Below are 25,212 nucleotides of genomic sequence, written 5' to 3'. Positions count from 1 at the left end.
AATAAATCCAAGGGACGACCGCGATGAAATTCACCCTCTCCTGGCTCAAGGATCACCTCGACACCGAGGCAGCACTTGATGACATTCTTTACGCCCTCACCGATCTGGGGCTGGAAGTGGAAGAGGTGGTGAACCCGGCCGCCAAACTCGCGCCGTTTACGATTGCAAAGGTGCTGGAGGCGACACAGCACCCCGATGCCGACCGGCTGCGGGTCTGCCGGGTGCTGACCGATGAGGGCGAAAAGCAGATCGTCTGCGGCGCACCCAACGCACGGGCGGGCATCACGGTGGTTCTGTGCAAACCGGGCGATTACGTGCCCGGCATCGACACCACGCTGGGCGTGGGCAAGATCCGGGGCGTTGAATCGCATGGGATGATGGCGTCCGAGCGCGAGCTGGAGCTGTCGGACGAACATAACGGCATCATCGAGCTGCCTTCGGGTGAGGTGGGGGACAAATTCATCGACTGGCTGGCCGCGAACCGGCCCGGCACGGTGGACCCGATGATCCATGTCAAGGTCACGCCGAACCGTCCCGATGCCTTGGGCGTGCGTGGCATTGCGCGCGATCTGGCGGCGCGGGGCCTGGGCACATTGAAGCCGTTGGCCATTCCGCAGGTCGACGGGCAGTTCGATTGCCCGGTTGTGGTGCAGATCGACCCGGAGCTGAAGGCCAAGGGCTGCCCGCATTTCGCCGGGCGGCTGATCCGGGGTGTCACCAACGGGCCGTCGCCGGACTGGCTGCAACAGCGGCTGAAGGCCATCGGGTTGCGGCCGATCTCCACGCTGGTGGACATTACCAACTATTTCACCTTTGGCCTGAACCGCCCGCTGCATGTGTTTGATGCCGCCAAGGTGCAGGGCCCCCTGCGCATCCATCCGGCGGCCGGGGGCGAAGAGCTGCTGGCGCTGGACGGTAAGACCTATACCCTGCGCGCCGGGATGATGGCGATTTCCGATGACGTAGGGGTGGAATCGCTGGCCGGGATCATGGGCGGTGAGGTTTCGGGCTGCACGCCGGACACCACCGATGTCTTCCTTGAATCCGCCTGGTGGGACCCGATCACAATTGCCACAACGGGCCGCGCGTTGCGGATCAATTCCGATGCGCGCTATCGGTTTGAGCGGGGGGTGGACCCTGCGTTCACTCTGCCGGGGCTGGATCTGGCCACGCAGATGGTGCTGGACCTGTGCGGCGGTACGCCAAGCCACCTTGCGCAGGATGGTGCGCCAATCGACACCACACGCAGCTATCGTCTGAACGCGGCACGCGTGATCAGCCTTGTCGGGATGGACATTCCCGAGGCAGAGCAGCGCGCCACGCTGGAGGCTTTGGGCTTTACGCTCAACGGCGATATGGCCACCCCACCCAGTTGGCGGCCCGATGTGCTGGGCGATGCCGATCTGATCGAAGAGGTGGCGCGTGTGGCTTCGCTGACCAAGCTGGTCGGCAAGCCGCTGCCCCGGGTCAACACTGGCGTGCCACGCCCGATCCTGACGCCGCTGCAGCAGCGCGAGCGGACGGCGCGGCGCACGATTGCGGCTTTGGGCTATAATGAATGCGTGACCTACAGCTTCATTGATGAAGCTGCGGCGAAGCTGTTTGGCGGTGGCGATGATGCGGTGCGGGTGGATAACCCGATCTCGTCGGAGATGAGCCATCTGCGCCCCGATCTGCTGCCGGGCCTGTTGCGCGCGGCAGCCCGCAATCAGGCGCGCGGCTTCATGGATCTGGCGCTTGCTGAAATCGGCCCGGCGTTTTCGGGGGGCGAGCCGGGGGAGCAGCACTTGCAGGCCGCCGGTCTGCTGATCGGGCAGACCACGCCGCGCGACCCGTTTGGCAGCCGCCGCCCGGTGGATGTGTTCGACGCCAAGGCCGATGCCGAGGCGGTGCTGGCCGCGCTTGGCGCGCCGGCGCGGGTGCAGATCAACCGCAAGACTGCGGGCTGGTGGCACCCCGGGCGGTTTGGTGTGATCGGGCTTGGCCCCAATGTCATGGCGACATTCGGCGAGGTTCATCCCAAGGTTCTGGCGGAGATGGGCATCAAGGGCACCGCTGTCGCCTTTACGGTGTTGGTCGCCAACATCCCGTATCCAAAGGCAAAAACCCCGACCCGCCCGGCGCTGACCATCAGCGACCTGCAAGCGGTGGACCGCGACTTCGCCTTTGTGGTCGACAAGGGGGTTGAGGGGCTGACGGCGGTGAATGCGGCACTGGGCGCCGACAAGGCGCTGATCGAGTCGGTGCGGATCTTTGACCAGTTCATCGGCGACAAGGCCGAAGCGCAGATGGGGGCGGGCAAGAAATCCATCGCCCTGACCGTGCGCCTGCAACCGACGACCGCGACCCTGACCGAGGCCGAGATCGAGGCGGTGTCGGCCAAGGTGATCGAAAAGGTGACCAAGGCCACCGGCGGCACGCTGCGCAGCTGATCCGGGCACAGCAAAAAGCGCCGCGCAGCATTGCTGCGCGGCGCTTTTGTATTGGTGGGGTCACTATTTGCGCGGCTTGGCCCGCCAGGTCGCCAGCCAGGCATTGATCCGGCCAAAGAACCCCTTGGCCCGGTCGCGGGCGGCGTCGGCGCGGGCATCGACGGACTCCCAGACCTCACCCGCGTCGGTCAGGGCAGGGTCTATCGTGCGCTCACGGAACTGCGCCCACATGCGCCACAAAAGCAGCACGATAAGCCCAAGAAAGACAAAGAAAAAGATATTGAACCACGGGATGATGGTCACGTCCGGCCCTTCGACGGGGCGAACGGCGACCGCGTTCGGAAAGATCGACAGCAGCTCATTGCGCCAGCCGTAATGGGTGACAACGGCCCATTTCGGAACCTCGGCATTTGATTTCAGATCATCGGCTTCGGTCTGCAGGCTGGCCGTGTCGAACTTGAAATAGGGCGGCCAGCGCCAGCCGGTGTCTTCGTTGCGATACACCATCGGCCGGCCATTGGTGCCGATGGACTGGATGAACTGCACATCGCGGTTCGACAGGGTGCCTGCCTGATCATCCGGCTGTGACCAGAAGATGCTGGTCCAGTCATTCAGATCCTGCCGCTCCTGATAGGTGCCGACAATCCGCACCACATCATGTTGCGGAAGCGTGTAATGCAGCCATGACCCGAGGATCACAAAGATGACGGCCCAGAAGGCCCATTTGACATATCGCATCACATCCTCACGCGTAATTCACCAGATATAGGAGCAGGCCGATGGCAATGAAAGGCAGCACGATCACGCCCCACAGCAGTTTCCGGCGCAGACTGCCCTCATAGGCATGCATGCCCCGTTCGATAAACGCCTTGCGCGTCTCCGGGCTGGCATCTTCGGGTGGGGCGGCATCCCATTGCTTTTCCAGCGCTTCGCGGCGCAGGGATCGGGAGTAGATCAGCAAGGCCCAATAGGCGACGGCGGCAAACACCGCCCAGAACACCATCAACCGCGCAAAGCCGATCATCCGCGCCCCCTCGCCGCGCCCCATGGCCCAGCCACCGGGCCAAGGTCACGGGCGGGTTTGGGGTCGGGCCGGGTGCGATCTTCCATCCCCGGTTCCGGTCCGAACAGGGCCGCACGCGCGCCCTGTTTGTCGACCACATACTCGCGTTCCAGAAAATCGGCCACATACTGGCGTTTGCGGTCGGACCAGCGGGCATAGCTGGCGTAGAACAGCTCTTTATGCACGATGAACATCTGGCGTACGTCCATCGGGGCCAGTTCCGACAGCAGCATGTTGACCAGATCGCGGTCTTTGTGCGCCCGCGCCCGCAGCGTGTAGAAATAGGCCGGATGTTCGCTGGTGATGCGCGGCCAGGTGCCCCCGGCCTCGATCCAGCGCAACAGGGCGGCAAGGCCCTGAAACTCCATCGGCAGGCTGGTGCCAAGGCGGTGCGCGATGCTGCGCAGCTCGGTGCGCCGCGCGTCGCCGATCTCAAGACCCAGCGTATCCGCCGCCTCGACCAGAATGAAATCCATTTTCTGCCGGATCACCGCCGCCGCATCCATGCCGCGCGCTTGCACGATCGGCTCTGCCAGCTCGTTGCGCTCCAGCCAGTCGGCAATCTGGTTGCGGTTGGTCAGATCGAACACATTGGCAACCGGCACCGGCCCAAGGCTTTCGCGGGGCAGGGTGGCGATCACGGCGGGAAAGCTCACGTCGCGGAAGACGTAAAGCCCGCCGAAATGGCTGGTCCAGAAATTCGGCTGCTCAAAGCTCATCTGCGGCAGATGGATCGGCACCCGCGTCACATCGCCGGTTTTCCGGGCCAGCGTGATCATCTCGGCGATCAGCAGATCGTCGCGCCAGCCATCGGCCTCCTGCCGGAACCGCTCGATCAGCCGGGCCAGCTTGCCCGCATCGGCCACATGCCCGCCGATGGTATCTGCCTCGACCGTGATGCGGCGGATGTCGAGGAGTTTGGCGGGGGTGGAAATTTCAAAGACCGAATTCTGCAACTCCCCGGCCACCGCATCCCGCGCGGTCAGGGCAAACAGCTGCGCCTCATTGGTCTCGATGAACTGCCGGATGATGCCACGTGACGTGGAGAAACGGGCGTTCAGCAGGGGAGCGTTCTTTTGCGCCGTGGTCAGCAGGATGAACTGCCGGTTGGCGCCGTTGGGGTTGAGATAAAGGTCATCCCCCAGCTCGGCCCCGATTTCCGGCGAATAGCCGGAAATATCGATGTGGAAATCGGTGAGGCTGGTTTCTTTGCCGCACAGATGCTTCATCGCCCGCTTGTAACGGTCGACGAGCGCCGGAGAGGTGACCTCGATCAGGTTGCCGAACATCAGGCCTTTGGCGATGAGGCGTTTCATTCCTTTCCTTCATGACGTTGAACGAACGCGAGTACCGAACCGTAGCGGTCCTTTACGTGTCTCTGTTGCGAAGTCATCATTTTCGAGCCACGCTCTGGCCAATCATGCGCCTCAAACATTTGTTGTGTGCCGCCATACTTCTCTTCGGCGATTCTCGCGATTGCCTTCGAATCCCACCCTGGTTCGTGTGTCATTAGCCCTTCCCCTCCAGATACCGCCGCTTTGCCTCTTCCGTGCGCTGATAGTCCCGCACCAACCCTTCAATTGCCACCTCGTCCGACTTGTCGGCATAGCGGAACTCGGAATCGGCGTAGCGGTTGACCTCCTGAATCACCATGTCGACGGTGATCGGAGTCATCAGGTCGCGGATCATGGCCAGTTTGTCATCGTAAGCCTTGAACAGGAACAGATCGGGGCTTTCCATCCACGCGTCGGGCAGTTCAAAATCCATCGCCCGCACCTTTACCGCGTCGGTGATGTTCTTGATGGCGCGGCCGGTGAAGCGCGGGTCGGCCTGCTGGATCGCTTTCAGGTATCGGCCGATTTTGGCAATGGTATCCAGCGGGCCGATCTCGGCTGCGGTTTTCTCCCAGACCTTGATCAACCCGTCTTCGTGCGGCTTTGAATGGCCTTCAAAGCTGGCCGAAACCGCCTTTTTGATTTCCTGCGCGGCAAACAGATCGTGGTCGCCCAAGGGGATCGCGTGGTTCTTGCCCAAGAGCAGCGACAGGATGTCGATGTAATCCTCCTGCGTCTGGGGGCCGTCGACCAGAAACCGCGCGCCGGCGCGCTGGCGCAGGGCATCGTCGACATTCTCGGGGTAGTTCGAGAACATGCCAAAGGTGCAATTGCCGCGCACCACCGTGCCTGCCCCGGCAAAGGCCTGCATGAACACGGCTGTCACCTCTTGCTGACCGGCCGAGGATTGCCGGTCGCCGCGTTTGCCCGCCACCTGATCAATGTCATCAATCGTGCCAAAGCCGATCACCGACGGATCGAGCACGGTGTCGATGAACGCCTTGGCGTTCTGGCCGGATTTGCCCTGATAGCTGTCGATCTGGTCAATCGAGAAGTTCTGATAGCGGAACGGGTAGCCCGCGACCGTGCAATAGTCGTTCAGCAGCCCCGCCATCATCTGAATCAGAGTGGTCTTTCCGGTGCCGGGTTTGCCATCGCCCATGAAGGTGAAGATGAAACCGCCGAGTTCGGCAAAGGGGTTCAGCTTGCGGTCGAAATCATAGGCCATCAGCATCTTGGCCAGCCGCAGGGATTGGTACTTGGCGATGTGGTTGCCCACCACCTCATGCGGTTTCTTGAACTGCATGGTGATCGCGCTGCCCTTGGTCGCGCGGGCGGGTTTGAATCCGGCGATGGTCAAGCCATCGGCCTCGACCTTCCAACTGGCACCGGTAAAGGCCTCCAGCCGGGCAGCGGTTTGCGCGCGCAGGGCCACCTTTTCCATCAGCGCTTCGGCAAAACCGGCGGCGGTGGCGGCAAGGCGCGGCTCATCCGTGGCAAAGGTGGCGATGTCCTGATCCAGCTCCCACAGCACCCCTTGCAGCGCGAGGGGGGCGTTGTCGGTCAGGATTTCATCGACCGTGCCCACCTCGACCGTGGTGCTGCCCAGATGCGGCGCCAGCAGAAAGGCGGTGGCGTTGGCAAAGGTGTAGAGCACCAGCAGCGCCTCAGCCGTCAGCAGTTCGGTGAATTCGGCGCGTTTGAGGTCGGGCAGGCGGCCCTCGAGGTTGGCCTTTTTCAGCTCACCCAGCGGCGATTGCGCGGCAAAGGTTTCCCCCATCGCCAGAGCGATGGCAATGGCGCGGCGCAAGCCGTGCACGACCGAGGCTTGTGCGGGGGAGACAAGGCCATCTGACCCCGACTCCACCCGCTCTACAAGCCGCACACCACCGGGGCGGGTGGTGGGGCGGGTCACCAGTCCCGGCGTGGTGGAGCGAAACCGCGGTCGGCTGCCAAGCCCGGGAGAGCGTTCTTCCACCCGGTCGGGGGTCATCGCCTTGCCCAAACGGGGCGCATGGTCAAACCCGGTCAGCAGGGCAAGCGCCGCGTCATACTGCGCGCGGATCGCCTCTTCTTTCAATTCCATCGTGTCGCGTGTCGACATGGGGCCCCCTACCGTGTTGCAATGATGCGGCCGCCTGCACCCACCACGAATTTCCGCACATCGCGAAAGCCGGGCGGATTCAGTTCGGCCAGAGCCTGAAACGGCTGCTCGGGCAGCACAACCATCCGTTCCATCCGTGTTGTACCGGTGTCGGCGCCTTTGCCGGCAAAGGGATCGAGCGCAAAAATCTGCCGCTCCATCGTGCTGAACCAGCCGTCCTTGACCTGCTCCACCCGGTCGGCGCGCAGATCTTCGACGGTCCAGACCAGTGCCCAATCCTGCCCTTCGGGCGCGCGGGCGGTGGAGAGCACGTCGGAGATCGGCCCCGACTGCAGGGTGAAGCTGTGCGAATACATCGGGCCAAGGTGAATGCGGCGCAGGCGTTTGGGGTGCAGCGTCGGGAAGTCGGTGTCAAATCCTTGCGCGATGGTCAGCAGTTTCAGCCCAGCGGCGGATTGTGCCATCAGGTGATGCTGTGCCTGCGGCCAGCGGCTGTCATCGGTCGGCAGGGGGCGTTTGCCGCTGTCCTCAAGATCCATCAGATAAATGACGGGTAGGTTGACCTGGGTGTCATAGACCGCCCAATGCACCAGATAGCGGCGTCGGTCCTTGCGATCCTCGATCCATTGGGCGTCGGGGTCGTTGCGCGCCAGAAACAGCCCGCCCTGTGCCAGAGCCTCATAATACAGCCGCTGCGACAGGGCGAATTGCAGATCGGTGGGCAGGGCCAGATCGCCGACGATCCGGCGGATCATCCGGTCTTTCAGCTCGTCAACCGAGGCGCTGCCGGAGAGGTGCTTTTCCACCTGCGCGGCATCGACGGCCATCATCATCAGTTCCTGCGCCACCGGAAAGCCGCTTTCGTGGCGGTCAAAGGTCAGACGCAGGGCCGAGTCGCTGCGGCCGGTCATCAGGTATTTGAAGGACAGCGCCCGGAAGGTGGTGGCAAGCGCTGTGATATACCGCCCCAGCACGCGCGCCTCGGTCCGGGTCAGCATGCCTTCGGCTTCCAGCTCGCCCGCAACCCGGCCCAGATGGCCGGAAATGCGGTCGAATTTGGCGAAATAGCGCCGCGCTACAGCCGTGTCATACAGTTCCGCATGATCCTGCGTCAGCTGTTCCTTGACCTCGTTTGCCACTTATTCCCCATATGCATTCTTGTCGTGTTTTTCGACAATCGCGGCAAAGCGGCGGTTGAAACGTTCATCCGCCTTGGCCTTTTGCTCCAGAATCTTGCGGGCAAAGACCATGTGGCCTTCGTGCGCCTCCAGCATCCCCGCCATGCGGTCGTTGGTGGCCGAGCCGATTGCGGCCATGGCGGCCTGCGCCTCCTGGTCCGTCTTGACGCCGATTTCGTTGATCCGGTGCGCCACATCCTGCTGCTGCGCGGTTTTCAGGCTGCTGGACAGGGCGTCATACAGCACCACGCGCTGCTTGGTGTCGGTCTGCAGCTTGTTGATCAGCACCAGCTGGGTGGCGGCCTGATTTTGCAGGCTGTCCATCCAGGTCTTGCCCTTTTCGATGTAGCGTTCCAGCGTCTGGCTTTTGGCCAGCTGCACCTGTTCGTCCTGCACCAGCGCGTTGAACTTGGTGTTGATTTCGGCCAGCTGGGTTTCCAGTCTGGTGCGCATGGCGGCGTCCTGCTCGACGCTGATCCGGTTTTCCAGATCAATGATCATCGGGTCCATCCCGGCGATTTCGGCGCGCACAGCTTCCAGCGCGCTCACGGTCTGCTCGCGTTCGACCAGCGTTGCCGACAGGTTCGATTCCACGCGCTCTTTCTGGCCATTCAGCAGGTCAAGCTGGCCTTGCAGCAGTTTGACGATCACATCCGATTTGGCGATCAAATCCTGCAACTTGTCGTCGATGCTGGCAGTGCGCATCCGCTCTTGCCGCATCGATTCTGACTTGGCATTGCTGAAGATGCCGATAAAGCTCTCCATCCCGGTTTTCGACCGCATCTCGTCGAAATCCTTGGAGAAAGCCTCGGTCACATCGTCCAGCCCCATGATCAGCTCGGCGATATTGGCGTTCATCAGGTCGGTGTGCTTGTGCACATCCTCGAGCGTGGCGTTTTCGATGTCGATGGCGGGTTCGTCCTGATCCAGCTTTTGCCGGGCCACTTCGATCCGGCTGGTCACCGCACTGATCTTGGCCTGTGCTTCGGCCACTTGTTTCTGGCTTTCAAGAATTTGCGCATTGAAATCGGCCATTATGCCCTCCGCTGGACTGTGCCACAGTGTTCATATGGGGAATGTAAAATGGAATTACATTGCCCGCTACGATGAAATTCGATCAATGAATGGCAGGACTCGTGCCACCATACCCCAGATGTCAGACATTGCCATTCTTGCCGCAGTCAACGCCGGAGGCCAAGAGCTTATCCGCCTGTCGCATCAACCGGATGACCGTGCCGTTGAGGGGAACGTGCAAACAAAGGTCCGGGGGGGGGGACCCCGGACCCAGTATTTTTTCACGTCGATTGAAAGGACGCAGCTTATTCTGCTGCGACTTTCAGGGTGAAATCGTAGCCCGAGACGCTTTTGGGTTCGAGAAACTCTTCCAGCCCCCAGATCCCGCCTTCACGGGCGCGGCCCGACTGTTTGACGCCGCCAAAGAATGACCCTGCGCCGCGTGACTTGCCGTTCATCTCGACCATGCCAGCTTTCAGCGCATGGCCCAGACGGTTGGCCCGCGCCGGATCGCCGGACTGTACATAGTTGGTCAGGCCATAAGGCGTGTCATTGGCAATCCGCACCGCTTCTTCTTCGGTCTCGAACGGGATAATCGCCAGAACCGGGCCAAAGATTTCCTCGCGCTCGATGGTCATGCCGGGTTCGACATCGGCAAACACCGTCGGTTTGACGTAAAAGCCCCGGTTGAACCCTTCGGGCAGGCCGGGGCCGCCCGCGACCAGACGCGCGCCCTCATCAATGCCCTTCTGGATATATCCCTGAATCTGGTCCCACTGGCGCTTGTTGACCACCGGGCCGACATGCGGACCTGCCTCCTGCGCCGGGCCGACCGCGATGCTGCTGGCGACTTCGGCGGCTTTCGCGACGGTCTGGTCATAGACGCTACGCTCCACCAGCAGGCGCGAGGGCGCGTTGCAGGATTGGCCGGTGTTTTGCATCATGTGGCGCACGGACCATTCGACGGCATCTGCGCGTGCATCGGCAAACAGCAGGTTTGCCCCCTTTCCGCCCAGTTCCAGCGTTACCCGCTTGAGCGTTTCGGCCGCTGCCTTGGAGATCGCCTTGCCCGCGCGGGTCGAGCCGGTGAAGGAAATCATCTCGACATCGGGGTGGGTGGAAAGCTGGCTGCCGACACCTGCGCCGTCGCCATTCACCAGATTGAACACGCCCGGCGGGATGCCTGCATCGTGGCAGAACTCGGCGAACAGCATCGCATTCAGCGGGCTTTCCTCGGACGGTTTCAGCACACAGGTGCAGCCTGCCAGCATGGCGGGGATCGCCTTCAATGCGATCTGGTTCACCGGCCAGTTCCATGGCGTGATCAGCCCGACCACACCAATCGGCTCCATCACCACGGCAGAGCCGGGGGCCTGCGGACCCAGCGGGCGAACCCATTCGAGATGCTCGAACGCCTTGAGAAAGCCCTCGGTATGCCAGGGCAGGCAGGGGGCCTGCTCTTCCAACGCGAAGTCAATCGGCGCGCCCATTTCCATGGAAATGGCCTCGGCAAACTCCTGCAGCCGCGCATTGTACTGATCGAGAATTGCAGCCACCAGACGGGCGCGCTCTTTTGGCGGGGTCGCGGCCCAACCGGGAAACGCGGCCTTGGCGGCTGCAACCGCCGCATCGGTATCGGCCTGATCGCCCAGTGAGATGACGGCGCAAGGCTCTTCATTCGAGGGGTTGATCACCTGATAGTCGCGGGGGGTTGCCGGGGCGACCCAGTGACCGTTGATGTAAAACTCGCGCTTCGTCAGCATGGCTGTGCTCCCGTTGTAAATTTGATCATATTGTGGACCGAGGGGGTGGGGTCTGCAAGTAACTTTGCGACAGGGTGCGATGGGAGGATGCCGCGTTCTGACCATTGCTGCGTTCAGACCCGCCCCTGCGGCGTTTTGTTCGCCTATGGTGCGGCAGAATGATCTTGCTGCCAGACTCCATTACCGTAGTCCAATGTTCCCATTTTGCGCAACTCTGCGGCGGGGGGGATGAAATGTCGTTCCGAAACGACTAACTTTACCCTGACAAACGAAGGAGTCGTCCATGTCGATCCGTATCAATGACATTGCCCCTGATTTCACCGCCGAGTCGACCGCCGGCACCATCAATTTTCACGACTGGCTTGGTGGCAGCTATGCCATCATCTTCAGCCACCCGCGCGATTTCACGCCGGTGTGCACGACCGAATTCGGCGCAGTGGCCCAGCTGGCCGGTGAATTTGCCAAGCGCAAGACCAAGGTAATCGGCGTTTCGGTCGATTCGGTTGCGGATCATCGCAAATGGGTGCGCGACATTGCCGCCGTCGCCGGTGCGCCTGCCGATTTCCCGATCATCGACGACACCAGCCTGACCGTGGCCAAGGCCTATGACATGCTGCCCGCTGAATTCTATCTGCCGGCTGAGGGCCGCACCCCGGCCAACACCGCCACCGTGCGGACGGTCTATATCATCGGGCCGGATAAAAAGGTGCGGCTGACCATGACCTACCCGATGTCGGTGGGCCGCAACTTTGCCGAGATCCTGCGCGCCCTCGATGCGGTTCAGGCCACCGATGGCGTGCCGATCGCGACCCCTGCCAACTGGGTGCCGGGGCAGGATGTGATCGTGGCCCTGTCGCTGAACGATGAACAGGCCAGGGAAAAGTTCGGCGAACTGGATATCAAGCTGCCCTACCTGCGCTTTGCCAAACAACCGGTCTGATTGCAGACAGAGCGACAAAAAGCCCCGGATCATCTCCGGGGCCTTTTGCTATTGCGGATAGTCGCTGCCCCAGATCTGTGCCGCCTCGCGCCGCAGTGTCGCGCGTTCGGCGGCGGCCAGCCGGGCAAGCGCCGCCTGCGGGCAGCCGGACTCGCGCAGGGCCCGGGTCCACAGCCTGCGCAGCGACGTGGCGCTCCACGGCAAAGCCGCCTGCGCGGCCCATGCCCGCACCGGCGCGGGCAGGCCGTCGTGGGCCGCCATCGCATTGCCGGATCGCCACCGGGCGCGCGGAGAGGTCAGGTTGCGCATCATGCTGCCTGTTGCCGCCGCCAGGTCGGGAACGGATCGGGCAGACCGGCCCAAAGGTGCGGCGCGTAATCTGCCGCCTCCACCAATGCCGCATCCAGCGCCGCCGTCAGTGCGGCCTGATCCAGACCTGCCCCGATGAACACGATCTCTTGCCGCCGGTCGCCCCATGGCTCCTGCCAATGCCGCGCCACCTCGGCCAGTGCGTCCGGGTGGGTCGGCCACCGCTCGCGCGGGACCGAGGCCCACCAGCCACCCAAAGGCGTGACCGAAGACATCGCCCCGGCCAGCGAGAACTCGGCCACCCAATTCGGGCGAGAGGCCAGCCAGAAATGCCCCTTGGCCCGGATCACCCCCGGCAGATCGCCATTCAGCACCGCATGCACCTTGGCCGGATCAAACGGGCGGCGGGCGCGGTAGACAAAGGATGTGATGCCGTATTCCTCGGTTTCCGGCGTGTGATGCTCGAAGCCGTACAGCTCCTTGGCCCAAAGCGGATGCTCCTGCGCACGTTCGAAATCGAACAACCCGGTGCCAAAGATCGCATCGGGATCCACCCGGCTATGATCCGCCTCGATCAACCGGGCATCGGGGTTCAGCGCACGGATGATCTTGCGGGCGGCATCCACCCGTTCGGGCCCGGCATCGCTGCATTTGTTCAGGATGACGACATTGGCGAATTCGATCTGGTCGGTCAGCAGGTTGACCAGCGTGCGCTCGTCGCCTTCGCCCATCACCTCGCCCCGGTCGGCCAGAAAATCATGGCTGGAAAAGTCGCGCAGCAGGTTGATGGCATCAACCACTGTCACCATTGTATCGAGCTCCGCCACATCGGACAGGCTGTCGCCCGCCTCATCCCGGAAATCAAAGGTGGCGGCGACCGGCAGCGGTTCGGCAATGCCGGTGGATTCGATCAGCAGATAGTCAAACCGACCCTCGGCCGCCAGACGCCGCACCTCGATCAGCAGGTCATCGCGCAGGGTGCAGCAGATGCAGCCATTGGTCATTTCCACCAGCTTTTCCTGCGTGCGGGACAGGTCCGCCCCCTCACGGATCAGGTCGGCGTCGATGTTCACCTCGCTCATGTCGTTGACGATGACTGCGACGCGGCGACCCTGGCGGTTGTTCAGCACATGGTTCAGCAACGTGGTCTTTCCGGCGCCCAGAAAGCCTGAGAGAACGGTTACGGGAAGGCGATCTCGCATGGCGACTCCTGTATGTAATAACATAACGTATCTATCCGACGTGACGCCGCGTCTCAAGTCAAAAAGCTTGAACGATGTTCAAGCATGCGATACGTATTGTGAACGACGTTCATGGAGTTTCAGATGCATACATTGGCCGACACCAGACAGCTTGCGCTGGACGGAATCATTACCCTCGAACAGGCGCGTATCATCGACACCCGCGCGCGGGAGGTGATGGTGGCGATGGCCATCAACACCTTGCTCTGCGCCGGGATCATTGCCGCGACGCTGGGCACCATCTTCTGGCTGGCCAGTGCGCCCGCCGTGGCTGTTTTCGGCTCTGTCCTGCTGGGGGCGGGCCTGCTGATTCTGGCCCGGGCGGGCGATCTGTACCGCATGTTCGGCAATGCTGCCGCGCTGATCGGGGCCGGCATGCTGATCGGCGGTGCCGGGATCGAGCTGGTGGACAAGTACTACGACATAGCCCCTTGGATCATGCTGCCGGGCGGCGCGCTGGTGGCCGCGATTGCAGGGCGGGCGCTGTTGATGGGCGGCTTGACCACGCGGTTTGTGCAGGGCGCCATCCTGCTGATGGGCCTTGCGCTGCATCTGGCTGGGCTGGGTGTGCTGATGGAGCAATGGCAGGTCAGCGGCCCGATGGTGGCGGTGGTCTATGGCTACACGGCCGTGGTGCTGGCGCTGGCGGGATGGACAACCGATGTCCGGCTTGTGACCGCGCTTGCCATCGTGCCCATTGCCCAGATGCTCTCCACCGGGACCAGCTATTTTCACGCGGCCTATGTCTTTATGTCACCCGAACCCACGCTGAGCATTCTGCAGATGTCGGTGCTTATGGTGGCGATGATCTGGTTGGGCAGCCGGGTAGAGGAACGGACCGGGCGGCACACCCGCATCCTTGCGACGATGGGCTTTATCGTTGCCAATCTCTGCGCGCTTGTCGGGTCGCTCTGGGGCGATGTGGTCGGGCAGACGATCTGGGGGCCAGCGTATGACTGGTCCAGCGACGCCAGCTATGAGCAGTATGAAGCCGCGCGTCTGGCGTATGAGGCAAATGCGCTGGTGATTTCGGCCAATGTCTACTCAGTCCTCTGGGCCATTGCTCTGGTTGCGATCATCGGGTGGGCCGCGCAGACCCACCGGCGCGCCCTGTTCAACGCAGGCGTCACCTTTGCGGCGATCCATGCCTATACGCAGATGTTCGAAAGCTTTGCGGATGAGCCGCTGGCCTATGTGATCGGCGGTTTCGCGGCAATCCCGCTGGCCTGGGGGATGTGGCGGCTGAACCATTGGCTCGCCACCCGTACCACCTGAAAATTGTGAAAGGCCGGCCCCGGAACGGGCCGGCCCTTTGCATCAGGCGGCGGCGCGTTTGGAATAGAGCACCACATTGGCGCCGATCGGCACCATGTCATAGAGCTGCTGGATATGGGCATTGACCAGACGCACACAGCCATTCGATACCGCCGATCCGACCGTCCACGGTTCTGGCGTGCCATGAATGCGCAGGAACGTGTCGCCCCGCACCTCGTCAAACAGATACAGCGCCCGCGCGCCCAGCGGATTGCCAGGGCCACCGGGCATGCCATCGGCGTATTTCGCGTATGCGCCCGGGTTACGTTCAATCATGCTTTTGGTCGGTGTCCAGCTCGGCCACTCTTTCTTGGCGCCGATGGTAAAGCGCCCCGCCTCATACAGATCGCCGCGCCCGACGCCGACGATGAACCGCAGCGCAACCCGGGGTTCCAGCAGCCAATACAGCGAAAACGTGTTCGGATCGACCAGCAGCGACCCCGGCTCGAAGGTGTCGCGCAGGCGCACGATGACCGGCTCATGCTCTGGCGGCACCAGATAGGTGTCGAGACTGGGTTTGGTCTGGGCGATGGCCGGGCTGGCCAGCAGCGCGGCCGAAGTGGTCAGAAACAGGCGGCGTGTCAGGTCGAGCGGCATAAACATCATTCCCGGTAAGAGTTGCACTACGTTGCCACAGATATGATCCGAAGGAAGCCACTGTGACCATAATCACGCGCATGTGTAGCCGTTTGGGCGCAATCAGGCCCCAAAATCTCTGAACCCACAGCCAGACCCGCCAACGCCGCAGTGGGGGCAGGGGCGGGAAGCCGTCTGCAGCTGATGCTGTCGCTGGGACGACCCCGATAATGCGAACACGCCCCGGCGGGATCGGGGCTTGGTTTCTGCGATGAAACCTGCGGGATACATCGCGCGCCTTGACCGGTGCCCACGCCGCTAGGTCCCCTTGAGCCACGATTGCAGCTCTGCTTCGGCCTTTTCCAGCGCACCATAGTTCAGCAGTTTGCGCATCATTGCGACGGTGACCGCTCTGGCCCTCAGGTTAAAGGCACCCTCTTCGCGCAGGGTTTCGGGGGGCTGGTGAACTTCCAGCTTGCTGTAGATCTGCTGCAACCGGTTCTGCACCGACCGGAGCGACAGATGCCTGCGCTTTGAAATCGCCCGGTCGGTCATCCCCAGCGCAATATCCATCAGGATCTCGTATTCAGAATCGCTGAAGCCCGAAGCCTGAGCAAAACTGCGCTGCTGCATGCCGCGCACCTCATTGTCGATCACACACTGGCTTTCGACAAATATGCTGCGCAGCGCCAGTTTAAGCCGCTCTTCCGAGGTGGATTTCAGAACATAGCCATAGGCTGCGCCGTTTGGCACGATCCGGCTGACACCGCGTACATAGGCTTCGTCGGCATAGTTCGACCAGAACAGAATACGGGTGTCTGGACGTTCAAGCCAGATCGTGCGCGCGGCTTCGATACCGTTGCGGGCATTCATCTGCAAATCCATCACGATATGCGCGGTGCGATGCGCGCGCGCCAGCGTTTCGCCCTGCGCGCCATTTTCGGCCTCAAAGATGGTGTGGCATTCCGGCAGTGCGGCACTGACCTGTTCGCGCAGATAGATCCGGTGCAGCAGGTCGTCTTCGACAATCAGCACTTCCATACGGGTCGCGTTCATTCCGCCACTTCCTGTCTTGCCGCCGCCAGCGGCAGCACAATACTGGCGCTGGTTCCGGCGCCACCAATCCCTGCGGTCAAGGTGCATCGTGCCGAGATCAGCCGCGCCCGTGTCTTCATATTGTCAATTCCGCTGCCAATCCGGGTGCGTTTTTTGGCAATACCACAGCCATCATCGCTGACAGCCAGTGAAATCTGCGCAGGCGCTGCCGTCAGCTGAACCGTGATACGGCCCGCTTCGGCATGAATGACCGCGTTGTTGATCGCCTCTTGCGCGATGCGATACAGCGCGACGCTGATCGCCGGTTCCAGCGCATCGAACGCCCCGTGGGACTCGTCGTTCAGCGTCCAGTCTATCCGCTGGCCCGAGTCGCGGATTGCCCGGTCCAGATAGTGTTCAACAGCATGGGCAAAGCCGAACAGTTGCAGCACGGACGGCTTGGCCTGTTCGATGATCTGACGCAGATCCTGCATACAGCGGTGCAGGCCGCGGATGACCGGGTCAAATGCCTCTGCCGGGGCGGCGCTGTCATGGGGTAGACGCTCCAGATGGCGGGCCAGCCGGGTCAGATCGGCCAGCGTCTGATCGTGCAGATCCATACCGATCCGCTGACGCTCGCTTTCCAGCGCCTCGGTCAGCTTCAGCGCCCCCAGCCGCAACCCTTCTTCCCGGGCGCGCGCCGCAGCTTCGATGATTGCCGAATGTTGTGCCTGTTCAGCCGCGCGCAGCGCAAAGAAATAGGGCGACAGCAGATCGGCGATATAGCGCGCGATACGCACGTCCTCGGCATCATAAGCCCCGGCCCGCTGCATCGACGCACTGAAAGCCCCGATCACTTCGCCATGCACCATCATTGGCACATGAATGCGGGCGCGCAGGCTGTGATCATGGATCGGCTTGTAAAACCCGCCCGCGAATTGAAACTGCGGGTCGATGCAGGCGTCTTTGGTCAGGATATGATCAACCTCGCCCAGAAGCAGAGCCCGGATCGGGCTGTTGGCAATTGGCGCGTGGGGCTGCTTGCCCCAGTCGGTCTCGATCCCGCTTTCATAGGCGGTGTGAAACTGCCCGTTGAGGCGCAGAATGCAGACATCCAGATGGTCATGCGGCAAGATCTGCGCGATCTCGGTCGCGACCGACTGAATGGCGGAGCGGAAATCAAGCTGACCGGCCATCAGATGTGAGATACGGAACAGATGTTTCAGCAGAACCGCCGGAGAGGTTTCGACCACCTTGGTTCCTCCGCTAAGCGACTCCGTTGGTGTTTCACTATCGCAGAGAAGTCGCCCCGGACCTACAGCATTCACCGCGCGACCTTTGCGGGAACCCGCAGAATATCGGCGTCATCCCGCACATGTGCTGCTTGATGAAACCTATACAGAACTTGGCTTCTCGCTCATCCTGCGCCCGTTGGGTGGAGGAACCTCAACAGGAAGACAAGCAGAATTTGGTCGCCCGAGGAGGAGGCCACAAAAAGCTGCCATGCGTGTGCAGCGCACTTAGGGAGAGAGACATGAATACCAGAACGATGTTGCTGGCCTCGGCCGCGATCCTTGCTGTGGCACTGCCCGCGATGGCAGAAACTTCTGACAAAACCATTGCCCTGTCTAACAACTACGCCGGGAACTCATGGCGTCAGGCCATGCTGACCAGCTGGGAAACGATCACCGGCCCGGCAATAGCGGATGGCACCGTTGCCGGAGCCGATGCCTTCACCACGGCAGAGAATCAGGCCACCGAACAGGCGGCGCAAATACAGAACATGATCCTGCAAGGCTATGATGCGATTGTGGTGAACGCAGCCTCGCCGACCGCCCTGAACGGCGCGGTGAAAGAGGCCTGCGATGCGGGCATTACCGTCGTGTCATTCGACGGCATCGTGACCGAACCCTGTGCATGGCGCATTGCGGTGGACTTCAAGGAAATGGGCCGCAGTCAGGTGGAATACCTTGCGGGCGTTCTGCCCGAAGGCGGCAACCTGCTGGAGATCCGGGGGCTTGCCGGGGTGTTTGTCGATGATGAAATCTCGGCCGGCATCCATGAAGGGGTCGCGCAATTCCCGCAATTCAAGATTGTGGGGTCTGTGCATGGCGACTGGGCGCAGGACGTGGCGCAAAAGGCCGTTGCCGGCATCCTGCCGTCGCTGCCCGAGATTGCGGGCGTCGTGACCCAGGGCGGCGACGGCTACGGCGCAGCGCAGGCGATTGCGGCCACGGATCGCCCGATGCCGGTCATCGTAATGGGCAACCGCGAGGACGAGCTGAAATGGTGGAAAGAGCAGAAAGACGCCAACGGCTATGCCACCATGTCGGTGTCCATCGCCCCCGGTGTCTCGACACTGGCGTTCTGGGTGGCGCAGCAGATCCTTGACGGCAAGGAGGTGCCCAAAGACCTGACAGTGCCATTCCTGCGCATTGATCAGGACAATCTGGAAGACAACCTTGCCAACACGCAGGCGGGTGGCGTTGCAAATGTCGAATACAGTCAGGCCGACGCCATCGCTGTTATCGACGCCGCCAGGTAATGCATGACCTGCCAGCGCGATCCGTCGCGCTGGCAGCCTGGTCTGTTCCGTCCCGCTTGCCTGCCCTGCTATCGAAAGATCCCTATGCCCTCAGCCATTCTCGAAGTCACCGATGCTGCCGTGCGCTTTGGCGAAGTGCGCGCCCTTGACGGGGTTTCACTGGCGATCCTGCCCGGTGAATGTATTGGCCTTGTCGGCCACAATGGCGCAGGCAAATCCACCATCGTCTCGGTCATCAACGGTGGCCTGACCCCGCAGCAGGGCGAGATTTTCAGCGATGGCACCCGGCTTGCGCCTTATGGCATCGGCGTGGCGCGCAGTCGCGGCGTGCGCTGTGTGTTTCAGGAGCTGTCGCTGTGTCCGAACCTGAGCATTATCGAGAACACACGCATCATGCACCGCACTCTGGGCGGATTTGGCTGGCGTGCGCGCGCGCGCAGGATCATTGCGGCCAGCCTTGATGCCGTGTTCCCCGGCCATGGCATTGATGTCGGCGATCAGGTCGGGGTGCTCTCGATTGCGCAGCGGCAGATGGTCGAAATCGCCATGGCGTTTTCCGATGCAGGCCAGCCGCCGCGTCTGGTGATCCTGGACGAGCCCACGTCATCACTGGACGCCGGGCTTGCCACGCAGCTGCTGGCCCATGTCCGCCGCTTTGTGGCAGGCGGCGGGGCCGTGATCCTGATTTCCCACATGCTGAACGAAATTCTTGAAACCGCCAGCCGCATCGTGGTGATGAAGGATGGCAAAATCGTTGCCGAGCGCGGTGCAGGTGGTTTTGATCACGCCGGTCTGGTCAAGGCGATGGGCAGTGTCGCCACACATCAAACCACAGCCCGCCGCAGCGCAGGTGCAAGCCATCCGGTACTGGACCTGCCAATGACCAAAGGCCAGCCATTCCGCGCCTGCAAGGGCGAGGTTGTGGGGCTTGCGGGTCTGGGCGGCCATGGCCAGACCCGGGTGCTGCTGGCGCTGTTTGATCATCACGCCCCGCAATGGTGGCCACGCCGTCACCCCGCTGTCACCTTTGTCGCCGGGGACCGGCGCGAGAACGGCATTTTTGACCGCTGGAGCATCCTGAAGAACATGACGATTGCAACGCTGAGCGATCTGTCGCGCCGGGGGCTGTTGCAGGACGGGGCGGAAACTGCGCGGGGGGCCACATGGAAGACCCGGATCGAGATCCGCACCGCCAATATGGAAAACCCGATCCTGTCCCTGTCGGGCGGCAACCAGCAAAAGGTGCTGTTCGCCCGTGCGCTGTCCACCCGCGCGCCTGTCGTTCTCATGGATGATCCGATGCGCGGCGTCGATGTCGGCACCAAGCAAGAGGTGTACGGCATCATCCGAGCCGAGGCCGAGGCGGGCCGCACCTTTGTCTGGTACTCGACCGAGATGGAAGAAATGCAGCTTTGTGACCGGGTCTATGTCTTCCGCGAAGGCGCCATCGTGGCCGAACTGACGGGCGACGCGATCAGTGAACACAACATCCTTGCCGCCTCATTCGAAGGGACGACAGCATGAGGGTTTCCACTGACATGCTGCGTATCGCCGTTCCGGTGGCGTCATTGCTGCTGCTGCTGGCGGGGGTGTTTTACCTGCAACCCCGCGCGATGAGCTATAATGGCCTGAACCTGCTGTTCAATCTGGCAGTGCCGATTGCCTTGGCCACCATCGCGCAGATGCTGATCATGGCAGTGAACGATCTCGATCTGTCGATGGGCACTTTTGTCAGCTTTGTTGCCTGCGTGGCTGCCACCTATCTGCATGATACGCCGATCTTGGGGGTGCTGATCCTGTCGGGCGCCATTGTCGCCTATGCGGCGATTGGCGTGATCATCTACCTGCGCGATCTGCCGTCCATCGTCGTCACCCTTGGGATGAGCTTTGTGTGGGGCGGGCTGGCGGTGCTGATCCTGCCCGCGCCGGGGGGCACCGCGCCGGAATGGGCGCGGGCGGTGATGATCTCGAAACCGCCGCTGGTACCGATGGCGATCATTGCCAGCGCGCTGCTTGCGGTGTTTGCGCATCTGTTGATCATGCGCTCGTCGCTTGGGGTGCTGATCCGGGGGGTTGGGGGCAACCAGCGTTCGGTGCAGCGCGCCGGATGGTCGATCATTGCCGCGCGCGCCTCGGCCTATGCGCTGGCGGCCTGCTTTGCGGTGGCGGCTGGCATCTGTCTTGTCGGGCTGACCACCAGCGCCGATGCCAATATCGCGCTGCGCTATACATTGCTGTCGATTGCCGGGGTAATTCTGGGCGGCGGTGAGTTTACCGGCGGCCGTATCTCTCCCATAGGCGCAGTGATCGGCGCGCTGACGCTGACGCTGGCGGGGTCATTCCTGTCGTTCCTGCGCATCTCGCCCGACTGGCAGATCGGCGCACAGGGCGCGATCCTGATCCTTGTGCTGGGGGTCCGCCTGTTGCTGAACCGGCTGGAAAGCAAAGGTGGCGTGCGATGAAAACCCTGTTTGCAAAGCCGTGGATCTGGTCGTTCATCGCCGCCGTCTCGGTCTGGCTTGCCACTATCGGGGTCACCGGCGGGGCCTCTACCGTGGGCCTCAGTCAGGCTGCCCTGACCTTTGCCGCGTTTTCGGTGCTGGTCGGGATCGGCCAGATGTTCGTCATCACCCTTGGCCCCGGAAATATCGACCTGTCGGTGCCCGCCACCATGACCCTGGCCGGAACCGTGGCCCTGAAATACATGGACGGTCAGAACGGCCTGATCCTGCACGGCCTGATCATCGCGATCGTCATCGGGGTCGGGGTCGGCACGCTGAACTATGCGCTGATCAAGGCGCTGCGCATTCCGCCGATCATTGCCACCCTGTCGATGAGCTTTATTGTGCAATCCGCCGCGATCTGGACCAACCGGGGCCTGCGCATCAAACCGCCGCAAGTGCTGGCCGATTTCACCACATCAACCAGCTTCGGCATTCCCAACATTGCCCTTGTTGCGCTGCTGATCTCGGTTATCGCCTGGGTGCTTCTGCACCGCACCCCTTATGGCCGCTGGATCATGGCCATCGGTCAAAGCCTGCCCGCCGCCCGGATGGCGGGCATCGCGGTGGATGGCAACCGCTTTGTCACCTACCTGTTCTGCGCCATTCTCGCCGCCGTCTGCGGCTATCTGCTGGCCTGTTTCTCGGGTGGGGCGGCGCTGAACATGGGGTCCGAATACCTGCTGATGTCGATTGCCGTCGTGGTGATCGGCGGCACCGCTGTGGCGGGCGGTGACAGCAACGTGCCCGGCATCTGGGGCGCGTCCCTGTTCATGTTTCTGGTGGTGTCGATGCTGAACACCTATGGCGTCGGTGCCGGTGTCCGCCTGATCATGACCGGCGTTATCATCTTCACCGTCATCCTGCTGGCCAGTGGCCGCACTGCCGCCGCCCGCTGAAAAGGATTTCCCATGACTGCCCCGCTGTACCAGATCGACGATCCAGCCTTTGCAAACCTGATCATCGCGTCAGCCGGGCTGGACCAGCTTTACACCGGTTGCCGCTGGACCGAAGGTCCGGTGTGGTTTGACGATCTGCAATGCCTGTTGTTCAGCGATATTCCCAACCAGCGCATCCTGCGCTGGGCCGTCGATGCGGTATCGGCTGGCGGCAGCGTCACCACCTTTCGCCAGCCATCGCAGTTTGCCAACGGGCAGACCCGCGACCGTCAGGGGCGTCTTGTCACCTGCGAACATGGCACCCGCCGCGTGATCCGCACCGAAGTGGACGGTACAATTACCGTGCTGGCCGATGCGTATCAGGGCAAGCGGCTGAACTCTCCCAATGATGTGGTGGTTCATCCCGATGGCAGCATCTGGTTTACCGACCCGACCTACGGCATTCTGTCCGATTATGAGGGGTATCAGGCCGTGCCTGAGCAGCCCGTTCGCGGCGTCTACCGGGTGGATGGGGCGACGGCCGCAATCACCCGTGTCGCGGATGATTTCAGCCAGCCCAACGGGCTGGCGTTTTCGGCGGATGGATCAACGCTTTACATCGCCGACTCTGGGGCCAGCCACGACCCCACCACGCCGCGCCATATCCGCGCCTTTGATGTGCTGGATGGCAGGCTGTCACGCGACCGGGTGTTTGCGCTGATCGACGCGGGCGTGCCGGATGGCATCCGCACCGATCTGGCCGGAAACCTGTGGTCCAGCGCTGCCGATGGCGTGCATTGCTTTGGCCTCGACGGGCATCGTCTGGGCAAGATTCTGGTGCCAGAGACGGTGGCAAACCTGTGCTTTGGCGGCCCGCGCCGGAACCGGCTGTTTATCACCGCAACGTCGTCACTTTACGCGGTCTACCTGACCACCACCGGCGCACAGCGACCCTAGCGGACAGGCGCAAGCGCTGTCTGTCAAATCGTTGCAATGGGCGTGACGGGTGAGCCGATGGCTCCCGGCAGACGCAGCGGTGGCGCGGTCAGAAACACCGCGTTGCGCCCGCGTTCGGCCAAAGCCCCGGCCAGATCACGGAAATACCACAACTCGGCCAGCGGCATCCCCAGTTTGAACAGGCAATGATGGTGCAGCGGCAGTCTGAAGCAGCAGTCATCCGGCGACAGATGCGGGTTTTCGACCGCGTAATTGTCAGCGGCAATCGCCGCGATGTTGCTGTCGCTGATCCAGGTTTTCAGCGCCTCATCGGTGCCGTCCAATACCGCGCCGGTCTGGTCCAGCCGTTCGGGGTCGGGCGCGCTTTGCATGTCCCACAGCGCTTCGGCATAGCCGGTGCGCAGCATCAGGATGTCCCCCTGCCGCACCTCGACCTTTTGCGCCGCGATGGCCTGCAGCAGATCCGCCAGCCCGACGATTCGGCGGCCGGGACCAAAGGCGCGAAGCAGATCGACCAGCACGCCGCGCCCCTGCACACCGCTGTGCGCCAGTGCCGTCACCGACAGGTGCCGGGCAAAAGAGCCGTGCGGGCTGCCCTCGGTCTGGCCTTCGATATCGGTGCCGGCGCGGAAGCCGTTGTAATAGACCGGCTCGGCCACGCCATCGCCATCGGCGTCGAACAGCGCGCCGACATGGGCCAGCGAATCCCATTGGGTGGAATACTGGGTCGACAGCAGCACCTGATCATCGCTCAGCACGTCCTGCAGCCCCGCCGCGACGTTCTCCAGCGGGTAGTTGATGTAGGGCGTGTCCTCCAGAAAGGTCGGCTGCAGCCGGGGTGGTTTGCGGCGCGGGTGAATCGTGACGGTGCCGGGAATGTCCAGCGGCAGCGACAGGCAGAACGCCAGCCCTTCGCGGATTTCGGCGGCAGCGGCGCGGCGCTGGTCGGGGCCGATGTGGTTGAGGGTGCCCAACTCGTCATCAGGGCCAAAGCGGCCCCAGTTGGACCCGTCGGGGCAGTGTTTCCAGCGTTGCATTCTACTCTCCCTCTGTCGTCTCTTGCGCGGTCAGATCGCGGATCAGCCCCACAAGCGCTGCTTCTGCGGTCCGGACCCGTTGTTCACGCCTCGCGTCCCAGTCGTAAAAGCCGAGCCCGGTTTTGCGGCCCAGCTCGCCCGCCGCCACCTTGGCCCGCAGGGTCGGGGCCGGGGTCGTCGCAGCGGACAGGTCGGGATACAGGTAATCCGCGATGGCAAGATGGGTGTCCAGCCCGTTCAGATCGCGTTGCAGGAACGGGCCGAAGACCGCCATCCGCACCCCGATAGACCAGCGCAGAATGTCGTCGAGGGTGGCGGCATCGGCGACACCTTCCTGCAGCAAATGAAAGCATTCGCGCATCATCGCGTGCTGGATGCGGTTGGCGACAAAGCCGGGCACTTCGCGGCGCAGGATCGCGGGTAGCTTGCCCGACCGGCGCAGAAGCGTGGCCACGTCGTTCAGCCGGGACGCAGGCATGCTGGCCGAGGCGATGAGTTCCACCACCGGAATCACATCCGCCGGGTTGAAGAAATGGGCGATCGCCAGTCGTTCCGGGTGGGCCATGGGGGCGGTCAGCGCGGCCGTGGTCAGCCCCGAGGTGTTGGAGGCGATCAGGGTGTCGGGGCGGAAAAACGTCTCTACTGCGGCAAGAGCCGCGTGTTTGATCTCCAGCCGTTCCGGCACCGCTTCGACCACCAGCGCGCAGTCGCGCCACCTGTCGGGCAGCCCGGCGGGGGCGGTTGCAAACAGCGGCGCGGGGCCTGATGGTGCGGCGGCGTCCAGAAGAAACTGTGCGTTTTCAAGGCTCTTGGCCGACGGGTCGATCACCGCGACCTCAAACCCCGCCCGCAGGAAATGCCGCGCGAGGCCAAGGCCCATCACACCCGCCCCCAGAATGGCGACACTGCTTTGCATCACATACTCCCGTCAATTTATAAGTTGACAATATAACTGATTAGTTTTGATAAGGATAGAACATAAGGCTCGGGG

Annotated in this window: 22 protein-coding genes; 8 read left to right on the top strand and 14 right to left on the bottom strand. The window is 62.5% G+C overall.

Going from position 1 to position 25,212, the window contains the following annotated elements:
• Nucleotides 1-23 precede the first annotated feature (23 nt).
• Nucleotides 24-2,432 (top strand): phenylalanine--tRNA ligase subunit beta, encoded by a 2,409-nt coding sequence (gene pheT / locus J2X53_RS05950; RefSeq protein ID WP_349036560.1) that lies wholly within the window; start codon nt 24-26, stop codon nt 2,430-2,432.
• 63 nt (nt 2,433-2,495) lie between these two features.
• On the opposite strand, the gene J2X53_RS05945 is transcribed toward pheT, so the two are convergent.
• From J2X53_RS05945 to J2X53_RS05915, 7 genes are all read right to left on the bottom strand, one after another.
• A complete protein-coding gene (locus J2X53_RS05945) occupies nt 2,496-3,170 on the bottom strand; it encodes a DUF1523 family protein (protein WP_349036559.1) in 675 nt (224 codons plus the stop codon).
• Nucleotides 3,171-3,177: 7 nt separating this feature from the next.
• Entirely contained in the window at nt 3,178-3,456 is a 279-nt protein-coding gene (locus tag J2X53_RS05940) for a hypothetical protein (protein WP_349036558.1), read from the bottom strand.
• Nucleotides 3,453-4,811 (bottom strand): DUF6638 family protein, encoded by a 1,359-nt coding sequence (locus J2X53_RS05935; protein ID WP_349036557.1) that lies wholly within the window; start codon nt 4,809-4,811, stop codon nt 3,453-3,455. Before J2X53_RS05935 ends, J2X53_RS05940 begins: the two co-directional genes overlap by 4 nt.
• 193 nt (nt 4,812-5,004) lie before the next feature.
• A complete protein-coding gene (locus tag J2X53_RS05930) occupies nt 5,005-6,933 on the bottom strand; it encodes an ATP-binding protein (RefSeq protein ID WP_349036556.1) in 1,929 nt (642 codons plus the stop codon).
• A gap of 8 nt (nt 6,934-6,941) precedes the next feature.
• Complete coding sequence (locus tag J2X53_RS05925; protein ID WP_349036555.1) at nt 6,942-8,072, bottom strand: hypothetical protein; 1,131 nt, start codon at nt 8,070-8,072, stop codon at nt 6,942-6,944.
• The gene (locus tag J2X53_RS05920) at nt 8,073-9,146 is read right to left on the bottom strand and encodes a hypothetical protein (RefSeq protein ID WP_349036554.1); all 1,074 of its coding nucleotides are present in this window, start codon (nt 9,144-9,146) and stop codon (nt 8,073-8,075) included.
• 284 nt (nt 9,147-9,430) lie between these two features.
• Nucleotides 9,431-10,888, bottom strand: coding sequence for an aldehyde dehydrogenase family protein (locus tag J2X53_RS05915; protein WP_349036553.1), 1,458 nt, complete (start codon nt 10,886-10,888; stop codon nt 9,431-9,433).
• Between the two features lie 283 nt (nt 10,889-11,171).
• Here J2X53_RS05915 and J2X53_RS05910 point away from each other — a divergent pair, with 283 nt between their 5' ends.
• Entirely contained in the window at nt 11,172-11,828 is a 657-nt protein-coding gene (locus tag J2X53_RS05910) for a peroxiredoxin (protein ID WP_349036552.1), read from the top strand.
• A 48-nt stretch (nt 11,829-11,876) separates the two neighbouring features.
• Here J2X53_RS05910 and J2X53_RS05905 read toward each other — a convergent pair whose 3' ends face one another.
• Together J2X53_RS05905 and J2X53_RS05900 are read right to left on the bottom strand one after the other, a co-directional pair.
• Nucleotides 11,877-12,137 (bottom strand): DUF6525 family protein, encoded by a 261-nt coding sequence (locus tag J2X53_RS05905; RefSeq protein ID WP_349036551.1) that lies wholly within the window; start codon nt 12,135-12,137, stop codon nt 11,877-11,879.
• Entirely contained in the window at nt 12,137-13,339 is a 1,203-nt protein-coding gene (locus tag J2X53_RS05900; RefSeq protein WP_349036550.1) for a GTP-binding protein, read from the bottom strand. The genes J2X53_RS05905 and J2X53_RS05900 overlap by 1 nt, the downstream gene beginning before the upstream one ends.
• Before the next feature lie 123 nt (nt 13,340-13,462).
• Here J2X53_RS05900 and J2X53_RS05895 point away from each other — a divergent pair, with 123 nt between their 5' ends.
• Entirely contained in the window at nt 13,463-14,653 is a 1,191-nt protein-coding gene (locus J2X53_RS05895; protein ID WP_349036549.1) for a hypothetical protein, read from the top strand.
• Nucleotides 14,654-14,695: 42 nt separating this feature from the next.
• On the opposite strand, the gene J2X53_RS05890 is transcribed toward J2X53_RS05895, so the two are convergent.
• From J2X53_RS05890 to J2X53_RS05880, 3 genes are all read right to left on the bottom strand, one after another.
• Nucleotides 14,696-15,289: a L,D-transpeptidase gene (locus J2X53_RS05890; protein ID WP_349036548.1), complete on the bottom strand. Its 594-nt coding sequence runs from the start codon at nt 15,287-15,289 to the stop codon at nt 14,696-14,698.
• 297 nt (nt 15,290-15,586) lie between these two features.
• A complete protein-coding gene (locus tag J2X53_RS05885) occupies nt 15,587-16,324 on the bottom strand; it encodes a response regulator transcription factor (RefSeq protein WP_349036547.1) in 738 nt (245 codons plus the stop codon).
• The gene (locus J2X53_RS05880) at nt 16,321-17,556 is read right to left on the bottom strand and encodes an ATP-binding protein (protein WP_349036546.1); all 1,236 of its coding nucleotides are present in this window, start codon (nt 17,554-17,556) and stop codon (nt 16,321-16,323) included. The genes J2X53_RS05885 and J2X53_RS05880 overlap by 4 nt, the downstream gene beginning before the upstream one ends.
• Before the next feature lie 281 nt (nt 17,557-17,837).
• Between J2X53_RS05880 and J2X53_RS05875 the strand changes: the two genes are divergently transcribed.
• The 5 genes from J2X53_RS05875 to J2X53_RS05855 all read left to right on the top strand — a co-directional run bounded on the left by J2X53_RS05875 (nt 17,838) and on the right by J2X53_RS05855 (nt 23,184).
• Nucleotides 17,838-18,848 (top strand): ABC transporter substrate-binding protein, encoded by a 1,011-nt coding sequence (locus J2X53_RS05875; protein WP_349036545.1) that lies wholly within the window; start codon nt 17,838-17,840, stop codon nt 18,846-18,848.
• 84 nt (nt 18,849-18,932) lie between these two features.
• Entirely contained in the window at nt 18,933-20,372 is a 1,440-nt protein-coding gene (locus J2X53_RS05870; RefSeq protein WP_349036544.1) for a sugar ABC transporter ATP-binding protein, read from the top strand.
• Complete coding sequence (locus J2X53_RS05865; protein ID WP_349036543.1) at nt 20,369-21,310, top strand: ABC transporter permease; 942 nt, start codon at nt 20,369-20,371, stop codon at nt 21,308-21,310. The genes J2X53_RS05870 and J2X53_RS05865 overlap by 4 nt, the downstream gene beginning before the upstream one ends.
• A complete protein-coding gene (locus J2X53_RS05860; protein ID WP_349036542.1) occupies nt 21,307-22,248 on the top strand; it encodes an ABC transporter permease in 942 nt (313 codons plus the stop codon). The genes J2X53_RS05865 and J2X53_RS05860 overlap by 4 nt, the downstream gene beginning before the upstream one ends.
• 12 nt (nt 22,249-22,260) lie before the next feature.
• Nucleotides 22,261-23,184, top strand: coding sequence for an SMP-30/gluconolactonase/LRE family protein (locus J2X53_RS05855; protein ID WP_349036541.1), 924 nt, complete (start codon nt 22,261-22,263; stop codon nt 23,182-23,184).
• A 23-nt stretch (nt 23,185-23,207) separates the two neighbouring features.
• Here J2X53_RS05855 and J2X53_RS05850 read toward each other — a convergent pair whose 3' ends face one another.
• Both J2X53_RS05850 and J2X53_RS05845 read right to left on the bottom strand, forming a co-directional pair.
• Nucleotides 23,208-24,221: a cyclase family protein gene (locus J2X53_RS05850; RefSeq protein ID WP_349036540.1), complete on the bottom strand. Its 1,014-nt coding sequence runs from the start codon at nt 24,219-24,221 to the stop codon at nt 23,208-23,210.
• A 1-nt stretch (nt 24,222) separates the two neighbouring features.
• On the bottom strand, nt 24,223-25,137 hold the full coding sequence (locus J2X53_RS05845; RefSeq protein WP_349036539.1) for a 3-hydroxyacyl-CoA dehydrogenase NAD-binding domain-containing protein: 915 nt from the start codon (nt 25,135-25,137) through the stop codon (nt 24,223-24,225).
• Nucleotides 25,138-25,212 lie beyond the last annotated feature (75 nt).

Source organism: Pseudotabrizicola sp. 4114, assembly GCF_031457365.1.
Taxonomy (GTDB): Bacteria; Pseudomonadota; Alphaproteobacteria; order Rhodobacterales; family Rhodobacteraceae; genus Pseudotabrizicola.
This window is presented reverse-complemented; position numbering and strand designations above follow the sequence as displayed.